General features: G+C 49.1%; 28 protein-coding genes and 1 pseudogene. 15 read left to right on the top strand and 14 right to left on the bottom strand.

Going from position 1 to position 24,509, the window contains the following annotated elements; translation table 11 throughout:
- The first annotated feature begins 113 nt into the window (after positions 1 to 113).
- From KXD89_RS09650 to yeaK, 3 genes are all read left to right on the top strand, one after another.
- Positions 114 to 1,589 carry a GGDEF domain-containing protein gene (locus tag KXD89_RS09650; RefSeq protein ID WP_072647316.1) on the top strand — a complete coding sequence of 492 codons (1,476 nt, stop codon included), beginning with the start codon at positions 114 to 116 and terminating at the stop codon, positions 1,587 to 1,589.
- 180 nt (positions 1,590 to 1,769) lie between these two features.
- Complete coding sequence (gene dgcJ, locus KXD89_RS09645; protein WP_000766132.1) at positions 1,770 to 3,260, top strand: diguanylate cyclase DgcJ; 1,491 nt, start codon at positions 1,770 to 1,772, stop codon at positions 3,258 to 3,260.
- A gap of 42 nt (positions 3,261 to 3,302) precedes the next feature.
- Positions 3,303 to 3,806 (top strand): mischarged aminoacyl-tRNA deacylase, encoded by a 504-nt coding sequence (gene yeaK, locus KXD89_RS09640; protein ID WP_000138043.1) that lies wholly within the window; start codon positions 3,303 to 3,305, stop codon positions 3,804 to 3,806.
- On the opposite strand, the gene yoaI is transcribed toward yeaK, so the two are convergent.
- On the bottom strand, positions 3,807 to 3,911 hold the full coding sequence (yoaI, locus tag KXD89_RS09635; RefSeq protein ID WP_000999630.1) for a small membrane protein YoaI: 105 nt from the start codon (positions 3,909 to 3,911) through the stop codon (positions 3,807 to 3,809).
- A 169-nt stretch (positions 3,912 to 4,080) separates the two neighbouring features.
- Here yoaI and KXD89_RS09630 point away from each other — a divergent pair, with 169 nt between their 5' ends.
- Positions 4,081 to 4,527, top strand: coding sequence for a DUF441 domain-containing protein (locus KXD89_RS09630; RefSeq protein WP_000460707.1), 447 nt, complete (start codon positions 4,081 to 4,083; stop codon positions 4,525 to 4,527).
- On the opposite strand, the gene nimR is transcribed toward KXD89_RS09630, so the two are convergent.
- Entirely contained in the window at positions 4,484 to 5,305 is an 822-nt protein-coding gene (gene nimR / locus KXD89_RS09625) for a DNA-binding transcriptional regulator NimR (RefSeq protein WP_000972248.1), read from the bottom strand. The two genes, KXD89_RS09630 and nimR, sit on opposite strands and share 44 nt — an antisense overlap.
- A gap of 96 nt (positions 5,306 to 5,401) precedes the next feature.
- On the opposite strand from nimR, the gene nimT reads away from it, so the two are divergent.
- Positions 5,402 to 6,583, top strand: a complete 1,182-nt coding sequence (nimT, locus tag KXD89_RS09620) for a 2-nitroimidazole transporter (RefSeq protein WP_000128491.1) — start codon at positions 5,402 to 5,404, stop codon at positions 6,581 to 6,583.
- A 54-nt stretch (positions 6,584 to 6,637) separates the two neighbouring features.
- Positions 6,638 to 6,985 carry a DUF488 domain-containing protein gene (locus tag KXD89_RS09615; protein ID WP_001326526.1) on the top strand — a complete coding sequence of 116 codons (348 nt, stop codon included), beginning with the start codon at positions 6,638 to 6,640 and terminating at the stop codon, positions 6,983 to 6,985.
- A 21-nt stretch (positions 6,986 to 7,006) separates the two neighbouring features.
- On the opposite strand, the gene yoaF is transcribed toward KXD89_RS09615, so the two are convergent.
- Positions 7,007 to 7,261, bottom strand: a complete 255-nt coding sequence (yoaF, locus tag KXD89_RS09610) for a DUF333 domain-containing lipoprotein YoaF (RefSeq protein WP_000691930.1) — start codon at positions 7,259 to 7,261, stop codon at positions 7,007 to 7,009.
- Positions 7,262 to 7,443: 182 nt separating this feature from the next.
- Between yoaF and dgcP the strand changes: the two genes are divergently transcribed.
- From dgcP to yoaJ, 3 genes are read left to right on the top strand one after another with little or no spacing between them, the layout of a single operon-like run.
- On the top strand, positions 7,444 to 8,469 hold the full coding sequence (dgcP, locus tag KXD89_RS09605; RefSeq protein ID WP_001310896.1) for a diguanylate cyclase DgcP: 1,026 nt from the start codon (positions 7,444 to 7,446) through the stop codon (positions 8,467 to 8,469).
- Between the two features lie 32 nt (positions 8,470 to 8,501).
- Positions 8,502 to 8,600 (top strand): YoaK family small membrane protein, encoded by a 99-nt coding sequence (locus tag KXD89_RS09600; RefSeq protein WP_001219350.1) that lies wholly within the window; start codon positions 8,502 to 8,504, stop codon positions 8,598 to 8,600.
- 2 nt (positions 8,601 to 8,602) lie between these two features.
- A complete protein-coding gene (gene yoaJ / locus KXD89_RS09595) occupies positions 8,603 to 8,677 on the top strand; it encodes a protein YoaJ (RefSeq protein WP_001386836.1) in 75 nt (24 codons plus the stop codon).
- A gap of 58 nt (positions 8,678 to 8,735) precedes the next feature.
- On the opposite strand, the gene KXD89_RS09590 is transcribed toward yoaJ, so the two are convergent.
- The 5 genes from KXD89_RS09590 to dmlR all read right to left on the bottom strand — a co-directional run bounded on the left by KXD89_RS09590 (position 8,736) and on the right by dmlR (position 11,538).
- The gene (locus KXD89_RS09590) at positions 8,736 to 8,984 is read right to left on the bottom strand and encodes a GlsB/YeaQ/YmgE family stress response membrane protein (protein ID WP_000512153.1); all 249 of its coding nucleotides are present in this window, start codon (positions 8,982 to 8,984) and stop codon (positions 8,736 to 8,738) included.
- Between the two features lie 147 nt (positions 8,985 to 9,131).
- Complete coding sequence (locus KXD89_RS09585; RefSeq protein WP_000513737.1) at positions 9,132 to 9,314, bottom strand: DUF1869 domain-containing protein; 183 nt, start codon at positions 9,312 to 9,314, stop codon at positions 9,132 to 9,134.
- A 3-nt stretch (positions 9,315 to 9,317) separates the two neighbouring features.
- A complete protein-coding gene (gene yeaR / locus KXD89_RS09580; protein WP_000939317.1) occupies positions 9,318 to 9,677 on the bottom strand; it encodes a DUF1971 domain-containing protein YeaR in 360 nt (119 codons plus the stop codon).
- Between the two features lie 172 nt (positions 9,678 to 9,849).
- On the bottom strand, positions 9,850 to 10,488 hold the full coding sequence (leuE, locus tag KXD89_RS09575; protein ID WP_000457206.1) for a leucine efflux protein LeuE: 639 nt from the start codon (positions 10,486 to 10,488) through the stop codon (positions 9,850 to 9,852).
- Positions 10,489 to 10,614: 126 nt separating this feature from the next.
- Entirely contained in the window at positions 10,615 to 11,538 is a 924-nt protein-coding gene (gene dmlR / locus KXD89_RS09570) for a DNA-binding transcriptional regulator DmlR (RefSeq protein WP_001061575.1), read from the bottom strand.
- Between the two features lie 102 nt (positions 11,539 to 11,640).
- On the opposite strand from dmlR, the gene dmlA reads away from it, so the two are divergent.
- From dmlA to yeaX, 4 genes and pseudogenes are all read left to right on the top strand, one after another.
- A complete protein-coding gene (gene dmlA / locus KXD89_RS09565; RefSeq protein WP_000978494.1) occupies positions 11,641 to 12,726 on the top strand; it encodes a multifunctional D-malate/3-isopropylmalate/tartarate dehydrogenase in 1,086 nt (361 codons plus the stop codon).
- A 154-nt stretch (positions 12,727 to 12,880) separates the two neighbouring features.
- Positions 12,881 to 14,362: pseudogene (gene yeaV, locus KXD89_RS09560) on the top strand (BCCT family transporter YeaV); the annotation flags it as partial.
- 31 nt (positions 14,363 to 14,393) lie between these two features.
- The gene (yeaW, locus tag KXD89_RS09555) at positions 14,394 to 15,518 is read left to right on the top strand and encodes a carnitine monooxygenase, oxygenase subunit YeaW (RefSeq protein WP_000067822.1); all 1,125 of its coding nucleotides are present in this window, start codon (positions 14,394 to 14,396) and stop codon (positions 15,516 to 15,518) included.
- A 55-nt stretch (positions 15,519 to 15,573) separates the two neighbouring features.
- The gene (gene yeaX / locus KXD89_RS09550; protein WP_001287026.1) at positions 15,574 to 16,539 is read left to right on the top strand and encodes a carnitine monooxygenase reductase subunit YeaX; all 966 of its coding nucleotides are present in this window, start codon (positions 15,574 to 15,576) and stop codon (positions 16,537 to 16,539) included.
- 53 nt (positions 16,540 to 16,592) lie between these two features.
- On the opposite strand, the gene rnd is transcribed toward yeaX, so the two are convergent.
- The 5 genes from rnd to KXD89_RS09525 form a co-directional block, all read right to left on the bottom strand.
- Positions 16,593 to 17,708, bottom strand: a complete 1,116-nt coding sequence (rnd, locus tag KXD89_RS09545) for a ribonuclease D (protein WP_001307844.1) — start codon at positions 17,706 to 17,708, stop codon at positions 16,593 to 16,595.
- Positions 17,709 to 17,789: 81 nt separating this feature from the next.
- Positions 17,790 to 19,475: a long-chain-fatty-acid--CoA ligase FadD gene (fadD, locus tag KXD89_RS09540; protein WP_000758422.1), complete on the bottom strand. Its 1,686-nt coding sequence runs from the start codon at positions 19,473 to 19,475 to the stop codon at positions 17,790 to 17,792.
- Positions 19,476 to 19,679: 204 nt separating this feature from the next.
- Positions 19,680 to 20,261: a Slp family lipoprotein YeaY gene (gene yeaY, locus KXD89_RS09535; RefSeq protein ID WP_000290576.1), complete on the bottom strand. Its 582-nt coding sequence runs from the start codon at positions 20,259 to 20,261 to the stop codon at positions 19,680 to 19,682.
- Between the two features lie 39 nt (positions 20,262 to 20,300).
- The gene (gene tsaB, locus KXD89_RS09530) at positions 20,301 to 20,996 is read right to left on the bottom strand and encodes a tRNA (adenosine(37)-N6)-threonylcarbamoyltransferase complex dimerization subunit type 1 TsaB (RefSeq protein ID WP_001220966.1); all 696 of its coding nucleotides are present in this window, start codon (positions 20,994 to 20,996) and stop codon (positions 20,301 to 20,303) included.
- Between the two features lie 57 nt (positions 20,997 to 21,053).
- Complete coding sequence (locus KXD89_RS09525) at positions 21,054 to 22,964, bottom strand: ATP-dependent DNA helicase (RefSeq protein WP_000128841.1); 1,911 nt, start codon at positions 22,962 to 22,964, stop codon at positions 21,054 to 21,056.
- Positions 22,965 to 23,095: 131 nt separating this feature from the next.
- On the opposite strand from KXD89_RS09525, the gene KXD89_RS09520 reads away from it, so the two are divergent.
- Positions 23,096 to 23,440, top strand: a complete 345-nt coding sequence (locus tag KXD89_RS09520) for a RidA family protein (protein ID WP_001295493.1) — start codon at positions 23,096 to 23,098, stop codon at positions 23,438 to 23,440.
- Between the two features lie 421 nt (positions 23,441 to 23,861).
- Complete coding sequence (locus KXD89_RS09515; protein WP_001111995.1) at positions 23,862 to 24,161, top strand: DUF1889 family protein; 300 nt, start codon at positions 23,862 to 23,864, stop codon at positions 24,159 to 24,161.
- A gap of 119 nt (positions 24,162 to 24,280) precedes the next feature.
- On the opposite strand, the gene KXD89_RS09510 is transcribed toward KXD89_RS09515, so the two are convergent.
- Positions 24,281 to 24,460 carry a YoaH family protein gene (locus KXD89_RS09510; RefSeq protein ID WP_000457334.1) on the bottom strand — a complete coding sequence of 60 codons (180 nt, stop codon included), beginning with the start codon at positions 24,458 to 24,460 and terminating at the stop codon, positions 24,281 to 24,283.
- Between the last annotated feature and the right edge of the window lie 49 nt (positions 24,461 to 24,509).

Raw genomic sequence — 24,509 nt, 5'->3', positions numbered from 1 at the left:
TTTTAGCTTACTGTAAATTATCTCATTTATTACATACATTAGCTTACAATCGCTTTAAATATGACAGCATAACCTTTACATAATTTAGTTCCAGAAAACAATCATTCGGAAAAATGATTCAGTCAACACGTATTTCCATGGGGTTATTCTTTAAATATTTTTTATCGTTAACGAAAATTGATCCTGGTCAAAACTATATATCTCTGCCATCAATAAAATCCAGCACTCACATTGCTCTCCTTTTTATGGTTTCTATGGGTACACAAAAATTAAAAGCTCAAAGCTTTTTTATTTTCAGTTTATTGCTGACGTTAATTTTATTTTGCATTACTACCTTATATAACGAAAACACAAATGTAAAACTCATCCCACAGATGAATTACCTGATGGTTGTTGTGGCTTTGTTTTTCCTTAACGCCGTCATTTTTCTTTTCATGTTAATGAAATATTTCACTAACAAACAAATTTTACCAACACTCATTTTAAGCCTTGCATTTTTAAGTGGCCTTATCTATTTAGTTGAAACCATTGTAATTATCCATAAACCAATTAACGGCAGTACACTGATCCAGACAAAGTCGAATGATGTTTCTATTTTCTATATTTTCCGCCAACTCAGTTTTATTTGTTTAACCTCGCTGGCGCTCTTTTGTTATGGAAAAGACAACATCCTTGACAACAATAAGAAAAAAACGGGAATCCTGTTGCTGGCGCTGATCCCTTTTTTAGTTTTTCCCCTTCTGGCACACAATCTGAGCAGTTATAACGCTGACTATTCTTTGTATGTCGTCGATTACTGTCCGGACAACCATACTGCGACCTGGGGAATCAACTATACAAAAATATTGGTTTGTCTGTGGGCATTTTTACTGTTCTTTATTATCATGCGCACACGATTAGCCAGCGAACTATGGCCGTTAATAGCATTATTATGTCTGGCATCGCTATGCTGCAACTTACTTCTACTGACTCTGGATGAGTATAATTATACTATCTGGTATATCAGTCGCGGGATTGAAGTTTCCAGTAAACTGTTTGTTGTGTCTTTTCTGATTTATAACATTTTTCAGGAGCTGCAACTCTCCAGCAAACTGGCAGTTCATGATGTGCTGACCAATATTTATAATCGGCGCTACTTTTTCAACAGCGTAGAGTCATTATTGTCGCGACCTGTTGTTAAGGACTTCTGTGTCATGCTGGTTGATATTAATCAGTTCAAACGCATCAATGCCCAATGGGGACATCGTGTGGGTGATAAAGTGCTGGTTTCAATTGTCGATATTATCCAGCAAAGCATCCGCCCCGATGATATTTTAGCGCGACTGGAGGGTGAGGTGTTTGGCTTGCTATTTACCGAACTCAATAGTGCCCAGGCAAAAATCATTGCGGAACGTATGCGTAAAAATGTCGAACTCCTGACCGGCTTTAGTAACAGATATGATGTTCCTGAACAAATGACCATCAGTATTGGCACGGTTTTTTCAACGGGTGACACGCGTAATATCTCGCTTGTCATGACGGAAGCAGATAAAGCCTTACGCGAAGCGAAAAGAGAGGGGGGCAACAAAGTGATTATTCATCATATTTAAGTGCAAAAATATTCAGAGCCATGCTTTTTGCGTGGCTTTTGCATACAATTTATTACTATTACCCCTAAATTTCCCCTCCCCAGCGGCGCAGAGATGAGTATAATTAGCGCCCCTGTGCCAGGCCGCAATCGAACTTTATCTGGTTTTCTCGTTTCACTAACCGAAGGAGTGCCATTTATCATGAAATTGCACCATAGAATGCTCCGGCATTTTATCGCCGCAAGTGTCATTGTGCTGACATCTTCCTTCCTTATTTTTGAACTTGTCGCCAGCGACAGAGCAATGAGTGCCTATCTGCGCTATATCGTGCAGAAAGCAGACTCCTCCTTTCTTTATGATAAGTATCAGAATCAGAGTATTGCCGCGCATGTGATGCGCGCTCTCGCTGCTGAGCAGTCGGAAGTGTCGCCAGAACAGCGGCGCGCCATCTGCGAGGCTTTTGAGTCTGCCAATAACACCCATGGCTTAAACCTGACTGCCCATAAATACCCGGGCTTACGCGGCACACTACAAACCGCATCCACTGACTGCGACACAATTGTGGAAGCTGCAGCACTATTACCCGCTTTTGATCAGGCAGTGGAAGGCAACCGCCACCAGGATGATTACGGTTCAGGTCTTGGGATGGCCGAAGAGAAATTTCACTATTATCTCGATCTCAATGACCGCTATGTCTATTTTTATGAGCCGGTTAATGTTGAATACTTTGCGATGAATAACTGGTCCTTCCTGCAGTCAGGAAGTATTGGCATCGATCGCAAAGATATTGAAAAGGTATTTACCGGGCGTACCGTATTGTCGAGCATTTACCAGGATCAGCGTACTAAACAGAACGTGATGAGTTTGCTGACGCCGGTATATGTCGCAGGGCAGCTAAAAGGGATTGTGCTGCTGGATATTAACAAAAACAATCTGCGGAATATCTTTTATACTCATGACCGCCCTCTCCTCTGGCGTTTTCTCAATGTCACGCTAACCGATACCGATTCGGGGCGCGACATTATCATCAACCAGAGCGAAGATAATCTGTTCCAGTATGTCAGTTACGTCCATGACTTACCGGGCGGCATTCGTGTCTCGTTATCCATTGATATTCTTTACTTTATCACGTCTTCGTGGAAAAGCGTTCTGTTCTGGATTTTGACGGCGTTAATTTTGCTGAATATGGTGCGGATGCACTTCCGTTTATACCAAAATGTGTCGCGAGAAAATATTAGTGATGCGATGACTGGACTGTATAATCGCAAAATTTTAACCCCTGAACTGGAGCAGCGGTTGCAGAAACTGGTGCAATCCGGTTCTTCGGTGATGTTTATTGCTATTGACATGGACAAGTTAAAGCAAATAAATGACACCCTCGGTCATCAGGAGGGGGATTTAGCGATTACGTTATTAGCTCAGGCGATTAAACAGTCGATTCGTAAAAGTGATTATGCCATCCGACTCGGTGGCGATGAATTCTGCATCATTCTTGTCGATTCGACGCCGCAAATTGCAGCACAACTGCCTGAACGTATCGAAAAACGTCTGCAACATATCGCGCCGCAGAAAGAGATCGGCTTCTCTTCCGGTATTTACGCGATGAAAGAAAACGATACGTTACATGATGCGTATAAAGCTTCCGATGAGCGTTTATATGTCAATAAGCAGAACAAAAACAGCCGTTCATGATAACCTTCTGTGGTTGTTTGCTTGTAATCTCAGGAGCGTGAAATGACTGAAATGGCTAAAGGAAGCGTGACGCATCAGCGGTTAATCGCTTTATTATCACAAGAAGGTGCTGACTTCCGCGTCGTTACCCATGAAGCGGTAGGTAAATGTGAAGCGGTGTCAGAAATTCGTGGCACCGCTCTAGGCCAGGGTGCTAAGGCACTGGTATGTAAAGTCAAAGGCAATGGCGTAAATCAACATGTTCTGGCGATCCTCGCAGCCGATCAACAGGCCGATCTGAGCCAACTCGCCAGCCATATAGGCGGATTACGCGCTTCGTTGGCCAGCCCGGCGGAAGTCGATGAACTCACAGGCTGTGTCTTCGGCGCGATCCCCCCTTTCAGCTTCCATCCAAAACTCAAACTGGTTGCCGACCCTCTACTCTTCGAACGATTTGATGAAATCGCCTTCAATGCAGGCATGCTGGATAAATCCGTTATTTTGAAAACCGCGGATTATTTGCGCATTGCGCAACCAGAACTGGTCAATTTCCGCCGCACTGCGTAACTAGCCGGTCCGTTCGATAAGAAGAACGGACAAAACCAGTACAACAGCAATGGCAAAAAACGATGACGTGATAATCAGTGTCTCGACAAACATTTGATCGTTCATAGCATGCCCCCGGGAGATAGCTGTTTTCACGTTATTGTTAGCGTGCACAAATGGCAGTTTGATGACAGTTCGCCTGATTTTTTATGCAAAAAACGTAAAGATTTTCTACTTCCTTCCTGCAGCAAGCGTAAAGTAAGCAGGCTTATTATTTTTTGGCAAGGAAACCACGATGTTTGATGTCACTTTGCTGATCCTGCTCGGGTTAGCTGCGCTGGGCTTTATCAGTCATAACACCACTGTCGCCGTTTCAATTCTGGTGTTAATCATTGTCCGCGTCACACCGTTAAGCACCTTTTTTCCGTGGATTGAAAAACAGGGGCTAAGTATCGGGATAATCATTCTGACGATTGGCGTTATGGCCCCCATCGCCAGCGGGACGCTACCGCCCTCAACCTTGATTCACTCGTTTCTGAACTGGAAATCACTGGTGGCGATTGCAGTAGGCGTGATTGTCTCCTGGCTGGGTGGGCGCGGCGTGACGTTAATGGGCAGCCAGCCGCAACTGGTCGCCGGGCTGCTGGTAGGCACTGTTTTAGGCGTAGCGCTGTTTCGCGGCGTACCGGTTGGGCCGCTTATTGCCGCGGGTCTGGTTTCGCTGATTGTGGGGAAACAGTAGTTAATCTCGCAATATATCGGCCTGGCGTTTGCCCCAGGCCTTTCTTAAACATAGTAATAAAGGCCGTTGTTGAATCATACCCCAGCGTATGAGCAACTTTCTGTACAGTATCGCCTTTCACTAATCCCTGAAGCGCCATAATCAGCTGTAACTGCTGACGCCACTGGCGAAAACTCAACCCCGTCTCTTTTACTATCAGTCGGGCAAGATTGCGTTCACTCATCGCAAAAAAGCCAGCCCATTGCCCCAATGCCCCCCACTCGACAGGCCCTTTCGCCATCATCTCCACCATCGTGCGGATTTTAGGATGAGAAGAAACGGGCAGGTGCAGCTGTTGTTGTGGCTGCTGAGGGAGTTCATCAAACAGGACCTGAATTAATCTGCGGGTCATTGGCTCAGCACGCTGAGTCGTCGTCCTGTTTGCCAGGGTTAAAATTAATTCCCGGCATAAGGGCGATATTTTCAATGTGCAACATGTTGTCGGCATTGTCACTGCGCTGGGTTCGATAAACAGAAAACAGAGTTCAGCATTAGCTGTTACTTGATTGCTATGTTCCACCCCGCCCGGTATCCAAACCGCATATTGTGGCGGCACCATCCACAAAGCATTTTCCACCGTACAGGTAATTGCACCATGTAGCGCCAGTATCAGCTGTCCTTTGCGGTGCTGATGTACAGGACTGGTTAACTCATCCGTTCCGGCGTGAATACAAAATGCGACCGCGGCTTCATGGTGTCGGTCGGGTTCATAGCCATTGAGATTCAACCTGTGCATCATTTTGTCCGAACTTAGCGATAATTTGTCATTTTAGCTTGATTCAACATAACAATAAAAACGGTAAGGTACAGCCTCGTTTGTAACAATGAGAAGCATATGACCTGTTCAACTTCATTAAGCGGCAAAAACAGGATTGTCCTTATCGCTGGCATTCTGATGATTGCCACAACATTACGCGTCACCTTTACCGGCGCAGCACCGTTACTGGATACGATTCGTTCCGCTTACTCGCTGACGACAGCGCAAACCGGCTTATTGACCACCCTGCCATTATTGGCCTTTGCGCTAATCTCACCTTTGGCTGCCCCGGTAGCGCGACGTTTTGGTATGGAACGTAGCCTGTTTGCCGCGTTACTTTTGATCTGTGCTGGTATCGCAATTCGCTCTCTCCCTTCGCCTTACTTATTATTTGGCGGTACAGCGGTCATTGGCGGTGGGATTGCATTAGGCAATGTCTTACTGCCAGGATTAATTAAACGCGATTTCCCTCATTCCGTCGCCAGACTTACCGGCGCATATTCCCTGACAATGGGAGCTGCAGCGGCACTGGGATCGGCTATGGTCGTGCCGCTGGCTTTGAACGGTTTTGGCTGGCAAGGCGCGTTGCTCATGCTGATGTGTTTTCCTCTGCTGGCTCTTTTTTTATGGCTGCCACAGTGGCGAAGTCAACAACATGCAAATTTGAGTACCTCGCGCGCCTTACATACTCGGGGTATCTGGCGTTCACCGCTTGCCTGGCAGGTCACATTGTTTCTTGGGATCAACTCACTGGTCTATTACGTGATTATTGGCTGGCTTCCGGCGATCCTCATCAGTCACGGCTATAGCGAAGCACAGGCGGGTTCACTGCATGGTTTGCTGCAACTAGCCACAGCAGCACCCGGTTTGCTGATCCCACTTTTCTTACATCATGTGAAAGATCAGCGTGGTATTGCAGCGTTCGTTGCCTTGATGTGCGCAGTGGGCGCGGTTGGGCTCTGCTTTATGCCAGCGCACGCGATCACCTGGACTCTGCTTTTCGGTTTTGGTTCCGGCGCAACAATGATACTGGGGTTGACGTTCATTGGTCTGCGGGCTAGTTCTGCGCATCAGGCGGCGGCACTCTCGGGGATGGCACAATCCGTCGGGTATTTGTTGGCAGCCTGTGGGCCGCCGCTGATGGGTAAAATACACGATGCTAACGGTAACTGGTCTGTACCACTTATGGGTGTTGCCATACTTTCACTACTGATGGCGATTTTCGGACTTTGCGCCGGGAGAGACAAAGAAATTCGCTAATATCCGGTGCTATAGTGACGTAACAAATCATGCGTGAAAGGGAGAACAAACACGATGAATATTCAGTGCAAACGCGTTTATGATCCGGCTGAACAGAGCGATGGTTATCGCATACTGGTCGACCGCCTCTGGCCGCGCGGTATCAAAAAAACCGATTTAGCCCTTGATGAGTGGGATAAAGAAATCACGCCGTCAACGGAACTGCGCAAAGCCTTTCACGGCGAAGTCGTCGATTATGCAACCTTTCGCGAGCAATATCTTGCAGAACTGGCGCAACACGAGCAAGAAGGAAAGCGGCTGGCGGACATCGCCAAAAAACAGCCGCTGACCCTGCTCTACTCAGCAAAAAACACCACGCAGAACCATGCGCTGGTGCTGGCCGACTGGCTACGTAGCTTGTGATTTTAGTACAGCATCCGGCGGTTATTTTTCACCAGCCGGATGGTCACGCCGCCACAATGCCCATTCATCAATCGTTTCACCGCCCGGTAATTTGCAATTGTTGCTGACCCCTTGCGCTGTCTGCACTGGAATGAGCGTCCCGCCCTTCTGCTGGCAATAGACCGACGCCGGATTTGCCATACCAATCTGCGGCGGTTTAGGTGCTTCTGGCTGAGAAGGGGTTGAACAACCAGCCAGGACCAGCAAGCAAGGCAGAACAAAACTGATAATTTTCATTTATTGATCTCACATATTTATCCAAGATTAGAGTATCGCGGTATCGTTTTGTTTTGCAGCACTATTTTTATTACATTCACTCAAAACATATTACGTCTTGTTTCATCTTTGTTGATGATGTTTTATCATGCCTGCAAAGATTAAATAATCAGCATTTACCCGCCGTATCCTGGAGTTGTTCCGTGTCAGATCAGATTATCGCCCGCGTCTCGCAATCCCTTGCCAAAGAACAGTCACTGGAAAGTCTGGTCCGACAGCTTCTGGAGATGCTGGAAATGGTCACTGATATGGAATCAACCTACCTGACCAAAGTGGATGTCGAAGCGCGCCTGCAGCATATTATGTTTGCCCGTAACAGCCAGAAAATGTACATCCCGGAGAATTTTACCGTCTCGTGGGATTACTCGTTATGCAAACGCGCCATTGATGAAAACTGCTTTTTCAGCGATGAAGTCCCCGACCGTTGGGGTGACTGTATTGCGGCACGCAATCTTGGCATCACCACATTTCTGAGCACGCCAATTCACTTACCGGATGGATCATTCTATGGCACGCTTTGCGCCGCCAGCAGTGAGAAGCGCCAGTGGAGTGAACGCGCGGAACAGGTTTTACAGTTATTCGCCGGACTGATTGCACAATATATTCAAAAAGAGGCACTGGTTGAACAGCTGCGCGAAGCCAATGCTGCGCTGATTGCGCAATCGTATACCGACTCGTTAACCGGGCTACCGAATCGGCGGGCGATTTTTGAAAATCTGACGACACTGTTTTCCCTCGCCCGGCATCTTAACCATAAGATAATGATCGCGTTTATCGATCTGGATAACTTCAAATTAATCAATGATCGTTTTGGTCATAATAGTGGCGATCTGTTTCTCATTCAGGTTGGCGAGCGCCTTAATACGCTCCAGCAAAATGGCGAAGTTATTGGTCGTCTCGGCGGTGATGAGTTTTTAGTTGTTTCACTAAACAACGAGAATGCGGATATTTCGTCGCTGCGAGAACGCATTCAGCAGCAAATACGTGGAGAATATCACTTAGGTGATGTTGATTTGTATTATCCCGGTGCCAGTCTTGGCATAGTAGAAGTCGATCCTGAAACAACCGATGCAGACAGTGCCCTGCATGCTGCCGATATTGCGATGTATCAGGAGAAAAAACACAAACAGAAAACACCTTTTGTCGCGCATCCAGCGCTACATTCCTGAGGCGTATTCACATCCTTTTGATTGGTGATAACATGCGAATCGGTATTATTTTTCCGGTTGTAATCTTCATTACAGCGGTCGTATTTTTAGCATGGTTTTTTATTGGCGGCTATGCTGCCCCGGGAGCATAAAGATGAAAAAAACAACGATTATTATGATGGGTGTGGCGATTATTGTCGTACTCGGCACTGAGCTGGGATGGTGGTAACGTCACCTCTAAAAAATAGCAAAGGCTGCCTGTGTGCAGCCTTTGTGCAATTTAAGCGTTAACTTTTAATCTTCCTGTAGATAAATAGCACGACAATCGCACCAATAACGGCAACCACGAAGCTGCCAAAATTGAAGCCATCGACTTTACCAAAGCCAAACAGCGTGCTGATCCATCCGCCGACTACGGCACCGACTATCCCCAGCAGGATAGTCATAAAGAATCCACCTCCATCTTTACCTGGCATGATCCACTTCGCCAGAATACCGGCAATAAGCCCAAAAATAATCCATGACAGAATGCCCATTGTTTCCTCACTTATCTGTTTTGCATTAGCGGGTTAGTCGCTGATAAAAAGCATAGCACAACATCGGGAGGGCAAGATTTGTGACGAGCATCACGGAGGTTTTTTTTGCGATGGCGCAGAAATTGCGCCATCAACGATCAGTGATAATTACCAACCACAAACATCATGTTCGTTTTCCGTGTCATAAGAACGTACGGTATTCACCAGATCTTTTATCACTTCAGCCGCCACTTCTGGCACCAGCAAAGTCATCGGCGTCTCTGTTTCATAATCGACAGAAACGCCATTGCTGTTATTGGTGACGGTCACGGTATACGTTGCTTTGCCCATGATTCATTTCCCGTTATGAATGACTTTCCGTTGTTGCGCACCTTCCATCAGGACTTCAGGAGCCACGAAGAAGTCAATGTTGAAATAAGTATCGTCAGTCATGGCTTCAATGTTGTGCCACTTTTCTGGAGGGAACACCGCAAACTGCCCCGCTTCGATAAGGATCACCTGATCAGGCTCTGCACTGTGTTCATCAGCGTAGCCGAGATATTTGACCGCCCCATGCATAACGGAAAGGCGTGGGTAAACCCCCGGGCGCGTTCCTTTATCAAGATGACGTTCGAATATTCCGGCAGGTGCAGTTTGTTTATTCCAGAAAGGCGTTGAGCGCGTATGAATATAATTCTGTGGGATTTGAAGCATCCTTTTCCCTCCTTCGGTGAATGCGCTGAAAACGGTTTATTCCAGCCGTTTCAGGGTACGCCTGATAATTTGCATTTTAAATACCATTTATTGGTTACTTTTTAGCACCATATCAGCGAAGAATCAGGGAGGATTATAGATGGGAAGCCCGCGACAACGCGGGCTGAAAGCATCAGGATTGCAGCGTCGCCAGTCGGGCAGCGAAACCCACGAACATCAAACCAATCAGTGAGTTGCCAACTTTAGCCAGTTTCTTTTTGGTACGTATGTACTGCGTGACAAAAGCACCAGATATAATCAGGAAGCTCAAATAGCAGAAACTCACCAGTTCCAGCGTCGCCGCCAGAATAAAGAATGAAATTCCCGTATGTGGGGCATTAACATCGATAAACTGTACGAAAAACGACACATAGAACAAAATGGCTTTCGGATTAGTCAGGCTCAAAATTAACGCGCGTTTAAAAATAGCACCGTATTGGGGCTCATCGGATTTGGCCTCGCTATTTTTACCCTTCAGGGTCGCGTAAAGAATTTTACTCCCCAGATAGAGCAAATAAAACGCACCAAGATAACGTACAATGTTGAATAATATCGGGGTGGTCTTAATTAATGTCGCCACTCCAGCCCATGCCAGAAACATCAATACCGCATCGCCAATAAATACACCGCAGGCCGCAAGATAACCGCCTTTCATACCGCTACTGACGCTATTTTTGAGTACAAACAGGGTATTTGGCCCTGGCACCAACACAATAAAAATGGCCCCAACCAGATAGGTCCAGTAATTCAGAACCCCGTATTCAGCGAACACATTAACCTCTTTAATTATCTTTCGATCATGCGCGATTAAAGGTGAATATGCTAACCAATCTGTAGCGGCTTAGAAAGGAGAAAATCAGGTTTTAACCTGATATCAACCCGATAATTGAATCATTAATCAGGCATGCTCCAGTGAAAAATTCGGGTAGTGCTCGGCAAAATACTGGCGTAAAAATTCTACCGTTATCCGCACTTTCGCTGACGTCGCCAGCCTTGAAACATAAACGGCCCAGACGTTCGCTGGCTGGTAATATTCCGGTAGCACTTGCACTAAATGACCACTGGCAATGTTTTCGCTAACATCCCACCAGGAACGCAGAGCAATCCCCTGCCCATCGAGACACCACTGATGGACAATTTCTCCATGATTAGACGACAGTGGGCCGGTGACTTTAATCGCATGGGGGCCTTCTTTATTGCGTAATTGCCAGACACCAAAAGGATGATCGCGCTCTTTAATGACCAGGCACGGCAATGCAGAAAGATCGGTTAAATGTTTCGGCGCGCCATGTTGCGCAATAAATTCCGGCGACGCGCAGAGAATACGGTAATTGGTCGCCAGTTTGCGGGCGATTAAATTAGGGGCGATGTCATCGCCAATGCGAATATCGAGATCGACACCTTCATTGACCAAATCGACCAGTCGGTCTTCCACATCAAAACGTAATTCCAGTTGCGGATACGCCTTCGCCAGCGCTAATAACGCCGGAGCCACCACCTGTCGTCCAAAACCAAAGCTGCTGATAATACGCAGCATCCCCTGCGGCACCTGACGCACGTCAGAAAGTTCGTCCATCATCTGACCGACATCCTGCAAAATCCGCTGCGCCCATTCATAAATCCGCTCTCCTTCTTCGGTAATGGTGACGCGGCGGGTGGTGCGGTGTAACAACACCACGTTTAGCGTTTGCTCCAGCAAGGCGATGCGCTTGCTGACGAACGCCGGTGAAACGCCCAGTTCTTCCGCCACGGCGGCAAAACCAGCCCGGCGAGCCACCAGCATAAAGACGCGCAAATCATTCAGCAGCGGTAAATTATTCATGATTCGTGTTTTATGTTTCACCAGTTACGGGGATTAATTCCTTTTCAGTCAATTATAGGATGGTGATGTTGTCAATTTTGATGGTCAGGAAGTGAGAACCCAATGATGAAAACGATGCGTATTGCTGCGATCCCGGGAGACGGGATTGGCAAAGAAGTCCTTCCTGAAGGGATTCGCGTGTTACAGGCTGCCGCTGAGCGCTGGGGCTTCGCCTTGAGTTTTGAGCAAATGGAGTGGGCGAGCTGCGAGTATTACAGCCATCACGGTAAAATGATGCCGGACGACTGGCATGAGCAACTTAGCCGTTTCGACGCCATCTATTTTGGTGCCGTCGGCTGGCCGGATACCGTTCCGGACCATATTTCGTTGTGGGGTTCGCTGCTGAAATTTCGTCGTGAATTCGACCAGTACGTCAACCTGCGCCCGGTTCGTCTCTTTCCTGGCGTTCCCTGCCCGCTGGCGGGAAAACAGCCTGGCGACATCGATTTTTACGTGGTCAGGGAAAACACCGAAGGCGAATATTCCTCGCTCGGCGGTAGAGTGAATGAAGGTACAGAGCATGAAGTCGTCATTCAGGAATCGGTATTTACCCGCCGTGGTGTCGATCGCATTTTGCGTTATGCCTTCGAACTTGCGCAAAGCCGTCCACGTAAGACACTAACTTCTGCCACTAAATCGAACGGTTTAGCCATCAGCATGCCGTACTGGGATGAGCGAGTGGAAGCAATGGCCGAGAATTACCCGGAGATCCGCTGGGACAAGCAGCATATTGATATTCTCTGCGCGCGTTTTGTGATGCAGCCGGAACGATTCGATGTGGTGGTGGCGTCCAATTTGTTTGGCGATATCCTTTCCGATCTTGGCCCGGCCTGCACCGGCACCATTGGCATTGCCCCATCCGCCAACCTGAATCCGGAACGCACTTTCCCGTCGCTCTTCGAGCCTGTCCACGGTTCCGCGCCGGATATCTACGGGAAAAATATTGCTAACCCTATCGCCACGATTTGGGCCGGGGCAATGATGCTCGATTTTCTCGGCAATGGCGATGAGCGTTTCCAGCAAGCGCATAACGGTATTCTGGCAGCAATTGAAGAAGTGATTGCTCACGGGCCGAAAACACCTGATATGAAAGGCAATGCCACCACGCCACAGGTTGCCGACGCGATTTGCAAAATTATTTTGCGTTAAGGTCAAACCAGTTTATTTGAACCGCGTCACTGACGCGGTTTTTTTATTCGTTCTTTGCAGTAAATAACCTGCGTCATTTCACCTTTTATTGTTTCCGTTTCGTGTTTTATGGCTTTCCGTATTCTTAATTGTTTAATTTATGTAACATGCAAATTTTGTTACGCGTACGTTAGGTTCCGCCGTACAGGTATTGGTTTTGCTGGCAATGGGACTGGTGATTTATTTAGCCACCAGTAAATACGGCAATATTCGTCTTGGCGAAGGAAAACCGGAATACAGCACGCTCTCCTGGCTGTTTATGTTTATTTGTGCCGGTTTAGGTTCTTCTACGCTTTATTGGGGGGTTGCTGAATGGGCCTATTATTATCAAACACCTGGATTAAATATCGCACCGCGTTCACAACAGGCACTCGAATTTAGCGTTCCCTACTCTTTCTTCCACTGGGGCATCAGCGCCTGGGCAACTTATACGCTGGCCTCATTAATCATGGCTTATCACTTTCATGTGCGGAAAAACAAAGGTCTGAGCCTTTCCGGCATTATTGCTGCTATTACCGGCGTTCGCCCGCAAGGCCCATGGGGAAAACTGGTCGATTTGATGTTCCTGATCGCCACTGTCGGCGCACTGACCATTTCCCTTGTTGTTACCGCAGCAACCTTTACCCGTGGGCTTTCCGCGCTGACCGGTTTACCCGATAACTTCACCGTGCAGGCATTTGTGATCCTGCTTTCCGGCGGCATTTTTTGCCTAAGCTCGTGGATTGGTATCAACAACGGTTTGCAACGTCTGAGCAAAATGGTTGGCTGGGGCGCGTTCCTGCTGCCATTACTGGTGCTGATTGTCGGCCCAACCGAATTTATTACCAACAGCATCATCAATGCCATCGGCCTGACCACGCAAAACTTCCTGCAAATGAGCTTATTCACCGATCCGCTTGGCGATGGTTCATTTACCCGCAACTGGACCGTTTTCTACTGGCTGTGGTGGATCTCATACACCCCTGGCGTAGCAATGTTTGTCACCCGCGTTTCCCGCGGTCGTAAGATTAAAGAAGTTATCTGGGGACTGATCCTCGGCAGCACCGTCGGTTGCTGGTTCTTCTTTGGCGTAATGGAAAGCTATGCCATTCATCAGTTTATCAATGGCGTAATCAACGTCCCACAGGTGCTGGAAACACTGGGCGGCGAAACAGCTGTACAGCAAGTTCTGATGTCGTTGCCAGCCGGTAAATTGTTCCTCGCCGCATACCTGGGCGTGATGATTATTTTCCTTGCCTCGCATATGGATGCAGTGGCCTACACCATGGCGGCGACCAGTACGCGTAATCTCCAGGAAGGTGACGATCCTGACCGTGGGCTGCGTCTTTTCTGGTGCGTGGTGATCACTCTGATCCCGCTTTCCATCTTGTTTACCGGTGCTTCGCTGGAAACGATGAAAACCACCGTCGTGCTCACAGCCCTTCCCTTCCTCGTCATTTTACTGGTGAAAGTCGGCGGGTTTATTCGCTGGCTGAAACAGGATTACGCCGACATTCCGGCTCATCAAGTTGAACATTATCTCCCGCAGACACCGGTTGAAGCCCTGGAAAAAACGCCAGTGCTCCCTGCGGGAACCGTATTCAAAGGCGACAACTGAGCGCCATCATCCTAACGATAAAGGTATCCCTATGAGCAATCTGAGCCCTGACTTTGTACTACCCGAAAATTTTTGCGCTAACCCGCAAGAGGCGTGGACCATTCCTGCCCGTTTTTATACCGATCAGAACGCGTTTGAACACGAAAAAGAGAACGTCTTCGCCAAAAGCTGGATTTGCGTCGCTCACAGCAGCGAACTGGCGAATGCCAATGATTATGTGACGCGTGAGATCATTGGCGAAAGCATCGTGCTGGTACGCGGTCGTGATAAGGTTTTGCGCGCGTTCTATAACGTGTGTCCGCACCGTGGTCATCAGTTGTTGAGCGGTGAAGGAAAAGCAAAAAATGTGATTACCTGCCCGTATCACGCATGGGCATTCAAACTCGATGGCAACCTGGCCCATGCACGTAACTGCGAAAACGTCGCCAATTTCGATAGCGACAAAGCGCAACTGGTTCCGGTGCGTCTGGAAGAATATGCCGGATTCGTCTTCATCAACATGGACCCCAACGCCACCAGCGTAGAAGATCAATTACCCGGCCTGGGCGCGAAAGTGCTGGAAGCCTGCCCGGAAGTCCACGATCTGAAACTGGCGGCCCGCTTTACCACCCGCACGCCTGCCAACTGGAAGAACATTGTCGATAACTATCTCGAGTGCTATCACTGTGGTCCGGCGCATCCAGGTTTCTCCGACTCCGTACAGGTTGATCGTTACTGGCACACCATGCACGGTAACTGGACGCTGCAATACGGTTTCGCCAAACCGTCCGAACAGTCGTTTAAATTTGAAGAGGGTACGGATGCGGCATTCCACGGTTTCTGGCTGTGGCCGTGCACGATGCTGAACGTCACCCCGATCAAAGGGATGATGACGGTCATTTATGAATTCCCGGTGGATTCTGAAACTACCCTGCAAAACTACGATATTTACTTCACCAATGAAGAGTTAACCGACGAGCAAAAATCGCTGATTGAGTGGTATCGCGATGTGTTCCGTCCGGAAGATTTACGTCTGGTTGAAAGCGTACAGAAAGGGCTGAAATCGCGTGGCTATCGTGGTCAGGGGCGCATCATGGCCGACAGTAGCGGTAGTGGCATTTCCGAACATGGTATCGCCCATTTCCATAATCTGCTGGCGCAGGTGTTTAAGGACTAATGACATCGGCGGCGGTATTTTCCGCCGCTGGGCTGATTTTTGATGGAGTACAGCAATGTCAGACTATCAAATGTTTGAAGTACAGGTGAGCCAGGTTGAACCCCTTACCGAACAGGTGAAACGCTTCACGCTGGTGGCAACCGATGGCAAACCATTACCTGCGTTTACCGGAGGAAGTCACGTCATTGTGCAGATGAGCGATGGTGATAACCAGTACAGCAATGCGTATTCACTACTGAGTTCGCCGCATGACACCTCTTGTTATCAGATTGCCGTTCGGCTGGAGGAAAACTCGCGCGGCGGTTCCCGCTTTTTGCATCAGCAGGTAAAAGTGGGCGATCGGTTAACGATTTCAACGCCTAATAACCTGTTTGCGCTAATTCCCTCAGCCAGAAAGCATCTGTTTATCGCGGGCGGTATTGGTATCACCCCTTTCCTGTCGCACATGGCAGAGCTGCAACACAGCGACGTCGACTGGCAGCTACATTACTGCTCGCGAAATCCAGAAAGTTGCGCATTTCGTGATGAGCTAGTCCAGCATCCGCAGGCTGAGAAAGTCCATTTGCATCATTCATCAACCGGAACACGACTGGAATTAGCGCGATTATTGGCGGATATCGAACCTGGCACACACGTTTATACCTGTGGCCCCGAGGCGCTAATTGAAGCGGTAAGAAGTGAAGCTGCGCGTCTGGACATCGCCGCCGATACGCTGCACTTTGAGCAATTTGCTATCGAAGACAAAACCGGCGATGCATTTACCCTGGTGCTTGCCCGTTCCGGAAAAGAGTTTGTGGTGCCGGAAGAGATGACTATTTTGCAGGTTATTGAAAATAATAAAGCCGCGAAAGTGGAATGTTTATGTCGTGAAGGGGTATGCGGAACCTGCGAAACAGCAATACTGGAAGGTGAAGCTGACCATCGGGATCAATATTTTAGCGATGAAGAGCGTGCCAGCCAGCAAAGTATGTTGATCTGTTGTTCGCGTGCGAAGGGTAAACGCCTGGTGTTGGATTTGTAGTTTGCCGAAGCCGGATGTGGCGCTGAGCGCGCCCAGTCCGGCTTCGGAAGATTTTACTGCGGATATTCCTGCAATAAATTGTGTAATGCTTCCGCCATCAGCTCACCACGCCAGCCGGAAATCAGCTCCGGCAAATTGTTCTGCGGTTTCAGTTTCCAGTGCCAGTTCAGCAGTTGGTTGATTTGCCGACGCGATGCCAGCAATTCGGCGCTGATCTTATGCGTTTCGCTCACGTCAGTAATCAGCGACTTAATCGCTTTAAACGCTTTACGATAACCCGGCATGTCCATCAGGTTAAGCATCGGCTGCGGTAAGGCATCTTCCGGCAATGTCTGCGCTTTTTCCACCAGCGCTAGCAGCGTTTTACCGTGAAAGCGGATTTCGCTACCGGATAAACCCAGGCTGTCCAGTTCGCCTAAACTTCCCGGCATATAACGCGCTACCGACCACAAATGCTCTTCACGCACGACAAAGTTCACCGCCAGATCGCGCTCTCGCGCCTTGCGCAGTCGCCAGTCGGCTAACAGTTGCAGACAGGCCAGTTGGCGTGTGCGTAATTGCCAGGCATTGGTGATATCACGCCAGGCATCTTCCGGCGCAACGACTTCCTGACGACGCATTTGCATCAGGCGGCATTCATCCAGCGCCGCAGGTAGCCAGCCGGAGGCCTCCGTTTCTACCATAAGCTTGGCGGTGATCGGTAACAGATACCAGACATCCGCCGCTGCGTATTCACACTGACGTTCGGTCAGCGGTCTGGCCAGCCAGTCGGTGCGCGATTCACTCTTGTCCAGCGTAACGCCGGAATACTCTTCCACCATGGAAGCGAAACCCCATGACATCGGGCGTCCGCAGAAGGCAGCAAGGATTTGCGTGTCAATCAAGGGTTGTGGTAATTCGCCAAAGACATTGAGGAACACTTCCAGATCTTCACTGCCTGCATGGAGAAATTTTGTGATGGACGGATCGCGCAGGATCGCTTTCAGCGGTGACCAGTCGGTGATCCCGAGTGGATCGATTAGCGCCAGATGCTCGCCATCGAAAAGTTGAATCAACCCCAGCTGCGGGTAATAAGTGCGCGTACGAACAAATTCAGTATCCAGGGCTATCGCCGGAAAGGCACGGACGGCTTCACACAAAGAAGCCAGCGCATCGTCCGTGGTAATCATTTGGTAATTCAAATTGTTTTCTCTTTAGTGGGCGTCAAAAAAAACGCCGGATTAACCGGCGTCTGACGACTGACTTAACGCTCAGGCTTTATTGTCCACTTTGCCGCGCGCTTCGTCACGTAATTCTCGTCGCAAAATTTTTCCGACGTTAGATTTCGGTAACTCATCACGAAACTCCACCAGCTTCGGTACTTTGTATCCCGTGAGCTGACGGCGGCAAAAAGTCACCAGTGACTCTTCGGTAAGCGATGGATCTTTTTTCACTACGAAGATTTTCACCGCTTCACCACTGGAGCCGGAAGGTACGCCAACAGCCGCGACTTCCTGTACGCCAGGATGCTGCATGACGACATCTTCAATCTCGTTGGGATAGACGTTAAAACCGGAAACCAGAATCATGTCTTTTTTACGATCGACAATGCGCAGGAATCCTTCTTCATCCATTACCGCGATGTCGCCGGTGTGTAACCAGCCATTTTTGATGATTTCATCGGTAGCATCGGGACGCTGCCAGTAACCCAGCATCACCTGCGGTCCTTTGACACAAAGCTCACCCGGTTGACCTGGTGGTACTTCATTATCATCATCATCCACCAGTTTGGCTTCCGTCGACGGCACCGGCAAACCGATGCTACCACTATGATAATCAATATCATATGGGTTAACGCTGACCAGCGGCGCACACTCGGTAAGGCCATAGCCTTCCAGCAGATACTGTCCGGTCAGTTTCACCCAACGCTCTGCCACCACTTGCTGCACTGGCATCCCACCGCCTGCGGAAAGATGCAGACTGGAGAAATCCAGCTGCTGGAACTCTTTATTGTTCAGCAACGCATTGAACAAGGTGTTAACGCCCGTGATAGCGGTAAACGGATATTTCGCTAACTCTTTTACCAACCCTGGAATATCGCGCGGGTTAGTGATAAGCAGGTTCTGCCCACCCAGTTCGATAAACAGCAGGCAGTTAATGGTCAGGGCAAAAATGTGATACAGCGGCAGCGCCGTCACCACCAGCTCTTTGCCCGGATGCAACAGCGGACCATAGGTCGCGTTAACCTGTTCCAGGTTCGCCAGCATATTGCGGTGAGTCAGCATCGCGCCTTTCGCCACACCAGTGGTGCCGCCGGTGTATTGCAGAAAAGCTAAATCTTCCGGCACCAGTTCGGGTTTGACGTACTGCATCCGGTAGCCGTTATGCAGTGCGCTACGAAATGAAATGGCATCTGGCAGATGGTATTTCGGCACCAAACGCTTGATGTATTTAACAACGAAATTGACTACCGTGCCTTTTGCCGTAGATAGCTGATCGCCCATACGGGTCAGAATTACGTGCTGAACGGCGGTTTTATCAACCACTTTTTCCAGTGTGTGAGCAAAGTTAGACACGATAACAATCGCCGATGCGCCGCTATCGTTAAGCTGATGCTCAAGCTCACGCGGGGTATACAACGGGTTAACGTTTACGACGATCATCCCGGCACGCAAAATGCCAAACAGCGCCACCGGATATTGCAATAAATTAGGCATCATCAACGCAACGCGATCGCCTTTCTTCAGCCCCAACCCTTGTTGCAAATAAGCGGCAAACGCGCGACTGCGTTCTTCCAGCTTGCGGAAGGTCATTACCTCCCCCATATTCACAAACGCAGGTTGATCGGCGTAGCGCGCGACCGACTGCTCAAACATATCTACCAGAGATTGATAACGGTCAGGGTTGATCTCCGTCGGAACGTCCGCGGGATAACGGTTAAGCCAAACCTTCTTCAATTCTTCACCTCTAAAATGCGTGTTCGTCGTCATCGCAACCCCAAATGATATACATGCCGTTAACATAATATTAACTCATCATACCAGCTTGATAATTACCCAACGAAAAGGTTGCGAAGCGCGTCACTATTTATTTTTATCTTTACCGTAAGAATGCAGAAACAGCGGACCAGCCGCTGTTTCTTTTTCTTTAAAAACAAGCAATTATTCAGTTACAACTGTTTGTACTCTCGCGGGGCCGGGATTATACCAGCCCCATCCGCCGTAGCCATAGGGCCAGCCACGACCGCCATAAAACCATGGATCAATCGGCTGAGGCGGCATAATCACCTGCTGGGTTAAATGCCAACGTTTGTAACCCGTTACTTGCATCACCATAAATTTATAGGGCGTATTGCCGATTTTGCCGTCAACCGCACCAGTGATTGGCCCGACTACCGTAACCAGTTGTCCACGGAAATCCACCGGGTCCAGAAAACCGTTCACATCGGCATAAATGCGACCGCGAGAAGGTTCTCCCAGCGTCGGTCTGGCTCCGCTGTCCAGCGGTACGGTAGCAATTTCCAGGCGAGTTTTCCCTTGCTGGTTTTGTACCGCAACCACTTTGCCACCAAAGCGTGCCTCCTGACCAACGTACAGCTGCGGCGCACTCATCACCCGAACTAAATCTTGTTGCGGCGTGGGACTGCTGCCTTTAATGGCGTCCGGCACAGTGACACAACCGCTCAGCATTAGCGCAAACGTACCTGCCAGTATGCCTTTGATAACATTCTTTTGAACCGCCATGGTGCGACTCCTTTTTTTCTCAGGGCATACTCTTAAGATTCATTCTTTGCCCGGAAGTTTCTTCCATGCGACGTTGTTACGTAAATAAACCGGTTCGGCATGTTCCACCGCCACCGTTTTACCCTCAGCAAACATCTGACACGCAATCGGCAGCATATCTTCAGCAGCAGGCAGTAACACTTCGCCATCGCGCAAAACCAGCCCGCTCTCTTTACCGAGATCCGGCCAAGCTTGCCAGCCCGTCCCTACCGTCACCCATTCGCCGGAAAGCTGTTGCATTCGTTCATGGACGATTTCGGGTTTGAGTACGGCTTCGGTTTCTTCACCGTGCCAGATACCGTTTTCATCACGCTGATATTCGGCCCAGTAAACTTCGCCCATTCGCGCGTCAATGGCTGCCAGCACGCGGGTTGCGCCGTTTTTGCGCCACGCCCCTTGCGCCATCGTCATTAGCGTGGAGACGCCAATCATCGGTAATTCCGCGCCAAGCGCCAGCCCTTGCGCGATGCCAATACCAATGCGCACGCCAGTAAAGCTACCGGGGCCGCGCCCGTAAGCCAGAGCGTTAATATCAGTCAGGGAAGTTCCGCTGGTGGTCAGGATATCCTGCACCATCGGTAAGATTCGTTGAGTATGTTCACGAGGGCAAAGCTCAAAATGAGCGTTGACAGTACCGTCGTTCCACAGGGCGACAGAGCAGGCCTCTGTCGCGGTATCGATAGCCAGAATTCGCATGGGTCTTCGTGCTTAGATCAATAAAAAGGCGCGCATCATACCATACTCCGTAACAAATTACCTGGAGGATGGTATCGCAAGGAAACGAACCGCACGGGCAATGTCACGGGTGCGTGGCGCGGGCGGCAGACTGGCGAGAAACGTCGCGCCGTAAGGACGCATCACCAGCCGATTGTCACAAATCACCAGCACGCCACGATCGTCGGCGTCGCGAATCAGTCGCCCTACCCCCTGTTTGAGAGTAATGACGGCATCTGGTAGTTGCACTTCATCGAACGGGTCGCCACCGCGCAAACGACAATCTTCCATGCGCGCTTTTAACAGTGGATCATCCGGCGAGGTAAACGGCAATTTGTCGATAATTACCAATGACAATGTATCGCCACGCACGTCCACCCCTTCCCAGAAACTGCTGGTTGCCACAAGAAGCGCATTACCGGCGCTGACAAATTGCTGCAACAGTTGCCCTTTGCTGGTTTCCCCCTGCAACAATACAGGAAGCGTCATGGTAGCGCGGAACTGCTCGGCCAGATCGCGCATCATGGCGTGCGAGGTACAAAGCATAAAACAACGACCGTTGTTAGCTTCGATGATCGGTCGCAGCATTGCCGCTAACTGGCGAGCAGAACCTGGCTGGTTGGTTTGCGGCAGATTGCGCAGCACACAGAGTAACGCCTGGCGGCTGTAATCAAATGGGCTGGGCAACAGCAACGACTCGGCCTGTTCGATGCCAAGCCGCGAGGTGAAATGATGCAGATCGTCGTTCACCGACAGCGTTGCTGAGGTGAAGATCCAGCTACCGGGTTTTTGCGCCATTAACTCTTTGAATTTATCCGCCACGCTGAGCGGCGTGAGAGCCAGAGTAAAATGGCGCGAAGTGCATTCGTACCAGTAGCTGTAGCCCGGCTGATTGATCTCTTTTAGCCGCTTCAGCCGTGTGCGATACAACGTGGCGCGCTCAAATGCCGCATCCAGCAAGGCGGAACGCCCCAGTGACAGTTTCGCCACGTCATAACAAAGTTCCAGGGTGTCATCGAGCAGTAAAAATGCCCGCTGAATTTGCGGATTAGCTAACAGCTCACGCAGGTTACCGCGATAACCTGGCTCACCGAGTTGCAGACGAAAATCCTGCGCACTCTGGGCAAGACGATCAGCGCACTTTTGTAACTGCTGGGTGTCTTTTAATTCGGTGCGGTAGGCGATGGTGATGTCTTTTGCCAGGTCGAGCAGTTGTCGACTGGAGAGTGACTGACCAAAATACTGGCTGGCAATGTCCGGTAGCTGGTGGGCTTCGTCGAAGATCATGACGTCCGCTTCCGGGATCAGTTCGCCAAATCCACTCTCTTTAACCACCATATCCGCCAGAAAGAGATGATGGTTTACCACCACCACATCGGCGTCCATCGCTTTTTTACGTGCTTTGACCACAAAGCAATCTTTATACATCGGGCAGTCGCTGCCAAGACAGTTGTCGTTGGTGCTGGTGACCAGCGGCCACGCCTGTGAATCTTCCGCCACGCTGACGCAGGTGCTGATATCACCATCGACTGTTTGATTAGACCAGGAGCGCAGCAGGATCACATCGCTTAAGATTTGTACCGGCAGATCGCCCCCCGCCAGCGCCTGCTGTTCGAGACGTTCGAGGCAGAGGTAGTTTGAGCGCCCTTTCAGCAGCGCCACGTTGCCCGTATATTTCAATGCCTTTGAGACTGTTGGCAAATCGCGGCTGTAGAGCTGATCCTGCAACGCTTTTGAGCCGGTCGAGATAATGACTTTCTTTTTCGCCCGCAGCGCAGGAGCCAGGTAAGCGTAGGTTTTGCCCGTACCGGTTCCTGCTTCCACCACCAGCGGCTGGCCTTTTTCTATCGCCTGGGTGACGGCTACCGCCATCTGTCGCTGTGGTTCTCGCGGCTTAAAGCCTGGTATCGCTTTCGCCAGCTGACCGTCTGGTGCAAAATCGTCCGTCACACTACCCCCTGTTGATTTGAACAGGGATTATGTCAGGATGAGGGCGCTTTCGCCAGTTGAAGTGGTGACGGCGACCTCACATTGTGGCAGTCTTTGCAGCACGAAAATGGAAGTATAATGAGGACAAAATGATGACTATCGTTCGTATCGATGCTGAAGCCCGCTGGTCTGATGTAGTAATCCACAACAACACGCTCTACTACACTGGTGTACCGGAAAACCTCGACGCCGATGCCTTTGAGCAAACCGCCAACACGCTGGCACAGATTGACGCCGTGCTGGAAAAACAGGGCAGCAATAAATCGAGCATTCTGGATGCCACCATTTTCCTGGCCGATAAAAACGACTTCGCGGCGATGAATAAAGCGTGGGATGCTTGGGTTGTCGCGGGTCATGCGCCGGTGCGCTGCACGGTACAAGCGGGTTTGATGAACCCGAAGTATAAAGTTGAAATTAAGATTGTGGCTGCGGTGTAAGCTTTATCGAAGCAAAATAAGTCAGACGATAATTTATCGATAATACTGGTCGGTTTTACATAAATCGACCAGAGAATAAGATATTACTGTTGATGCTTCTGCTAATTCATTATTTATATTTATAATTTCAATTTTATCTATAAAACTAACTATATAAATAAACATAAACATGCCGTTGTGTTCGCCCTTTGATTAGCAACTCTGGTTTTCTTTCTTAGCTGAACAATCTGGTTATAGCGTGCGGACTGACCGTTAAATTTCTCCATCTTACTGGATAACACACCATGAGCTGCTACCTTTAAAACACCTGAATGTCAACAGGTTAACTCGTGCCATATCGTTATAATCCCTTTGATATTAGATGCAAATTAAGGTCATATATAGCCTTATCGATAACATGGTTAATTTTAAGGATAAGAATATGCCTGCTGTAATAGATAAAGCCCTGGATTTCATTGGTGCCATGGATGTATCAGCGCCAACACCAAGTTCGATGAATGAAAGCACGGCGAAGGGAATCTTTAAATATTTAAAAGAACTGGGAGTACCCGCGAGTGCCGCTGATATTACGGCGCGAGCTGACCAGGAAGGCTGGAACCCTGGGTTCACGGAAAAAATGGTTGGATGGGCAAAAAAAATGGAGACAGGTGAACGTTCTGTGATTAAAAATCCTGAATACTTTTCAACATATATGCAGGAAGAACTAAAAGCACTGGTCTGAGTTAAATTTATATCAGCATAAATGGGTCAGGACGCTTTTAATCACATATAAAAAGCGTCCTTTTTCTCACAATCAAATGATCATCGGCTTCTATAACGAAATCGATACGGATTAGTGTGTTACTCGTCTTCATCCTCAAAACGCGCCACGATTCGCTCGCCGGAGTGGTTGGCACGCAGCTCTTCTGCCACCAGCGCGATTGCCTGGCCGCTGCTCATCCCTTGTGCCATCAGTTCCTGGATCCGCTCGACAGCTTTTTGCTGCTGTTCATGGGTGAGTGAAGGTAAACCTGCAAACATTGTTAACTCCTGCTAAATTGTTGGCGCTAATTATTTCATGCTACCCGGC

The organism is Escherichia sp. TC-EC600-tetX4, from assembly GCF_019356055.1.
Lineage (GTDB): Bacteria > Pseudomonadota > Gammaproteobacteria > Enterobacterales > Enterobacteriaceae.
Note: the sequence above shows the minus strand (reverse complement) of the source record. Positions and strands in the feature narration are given on the sequence as shown.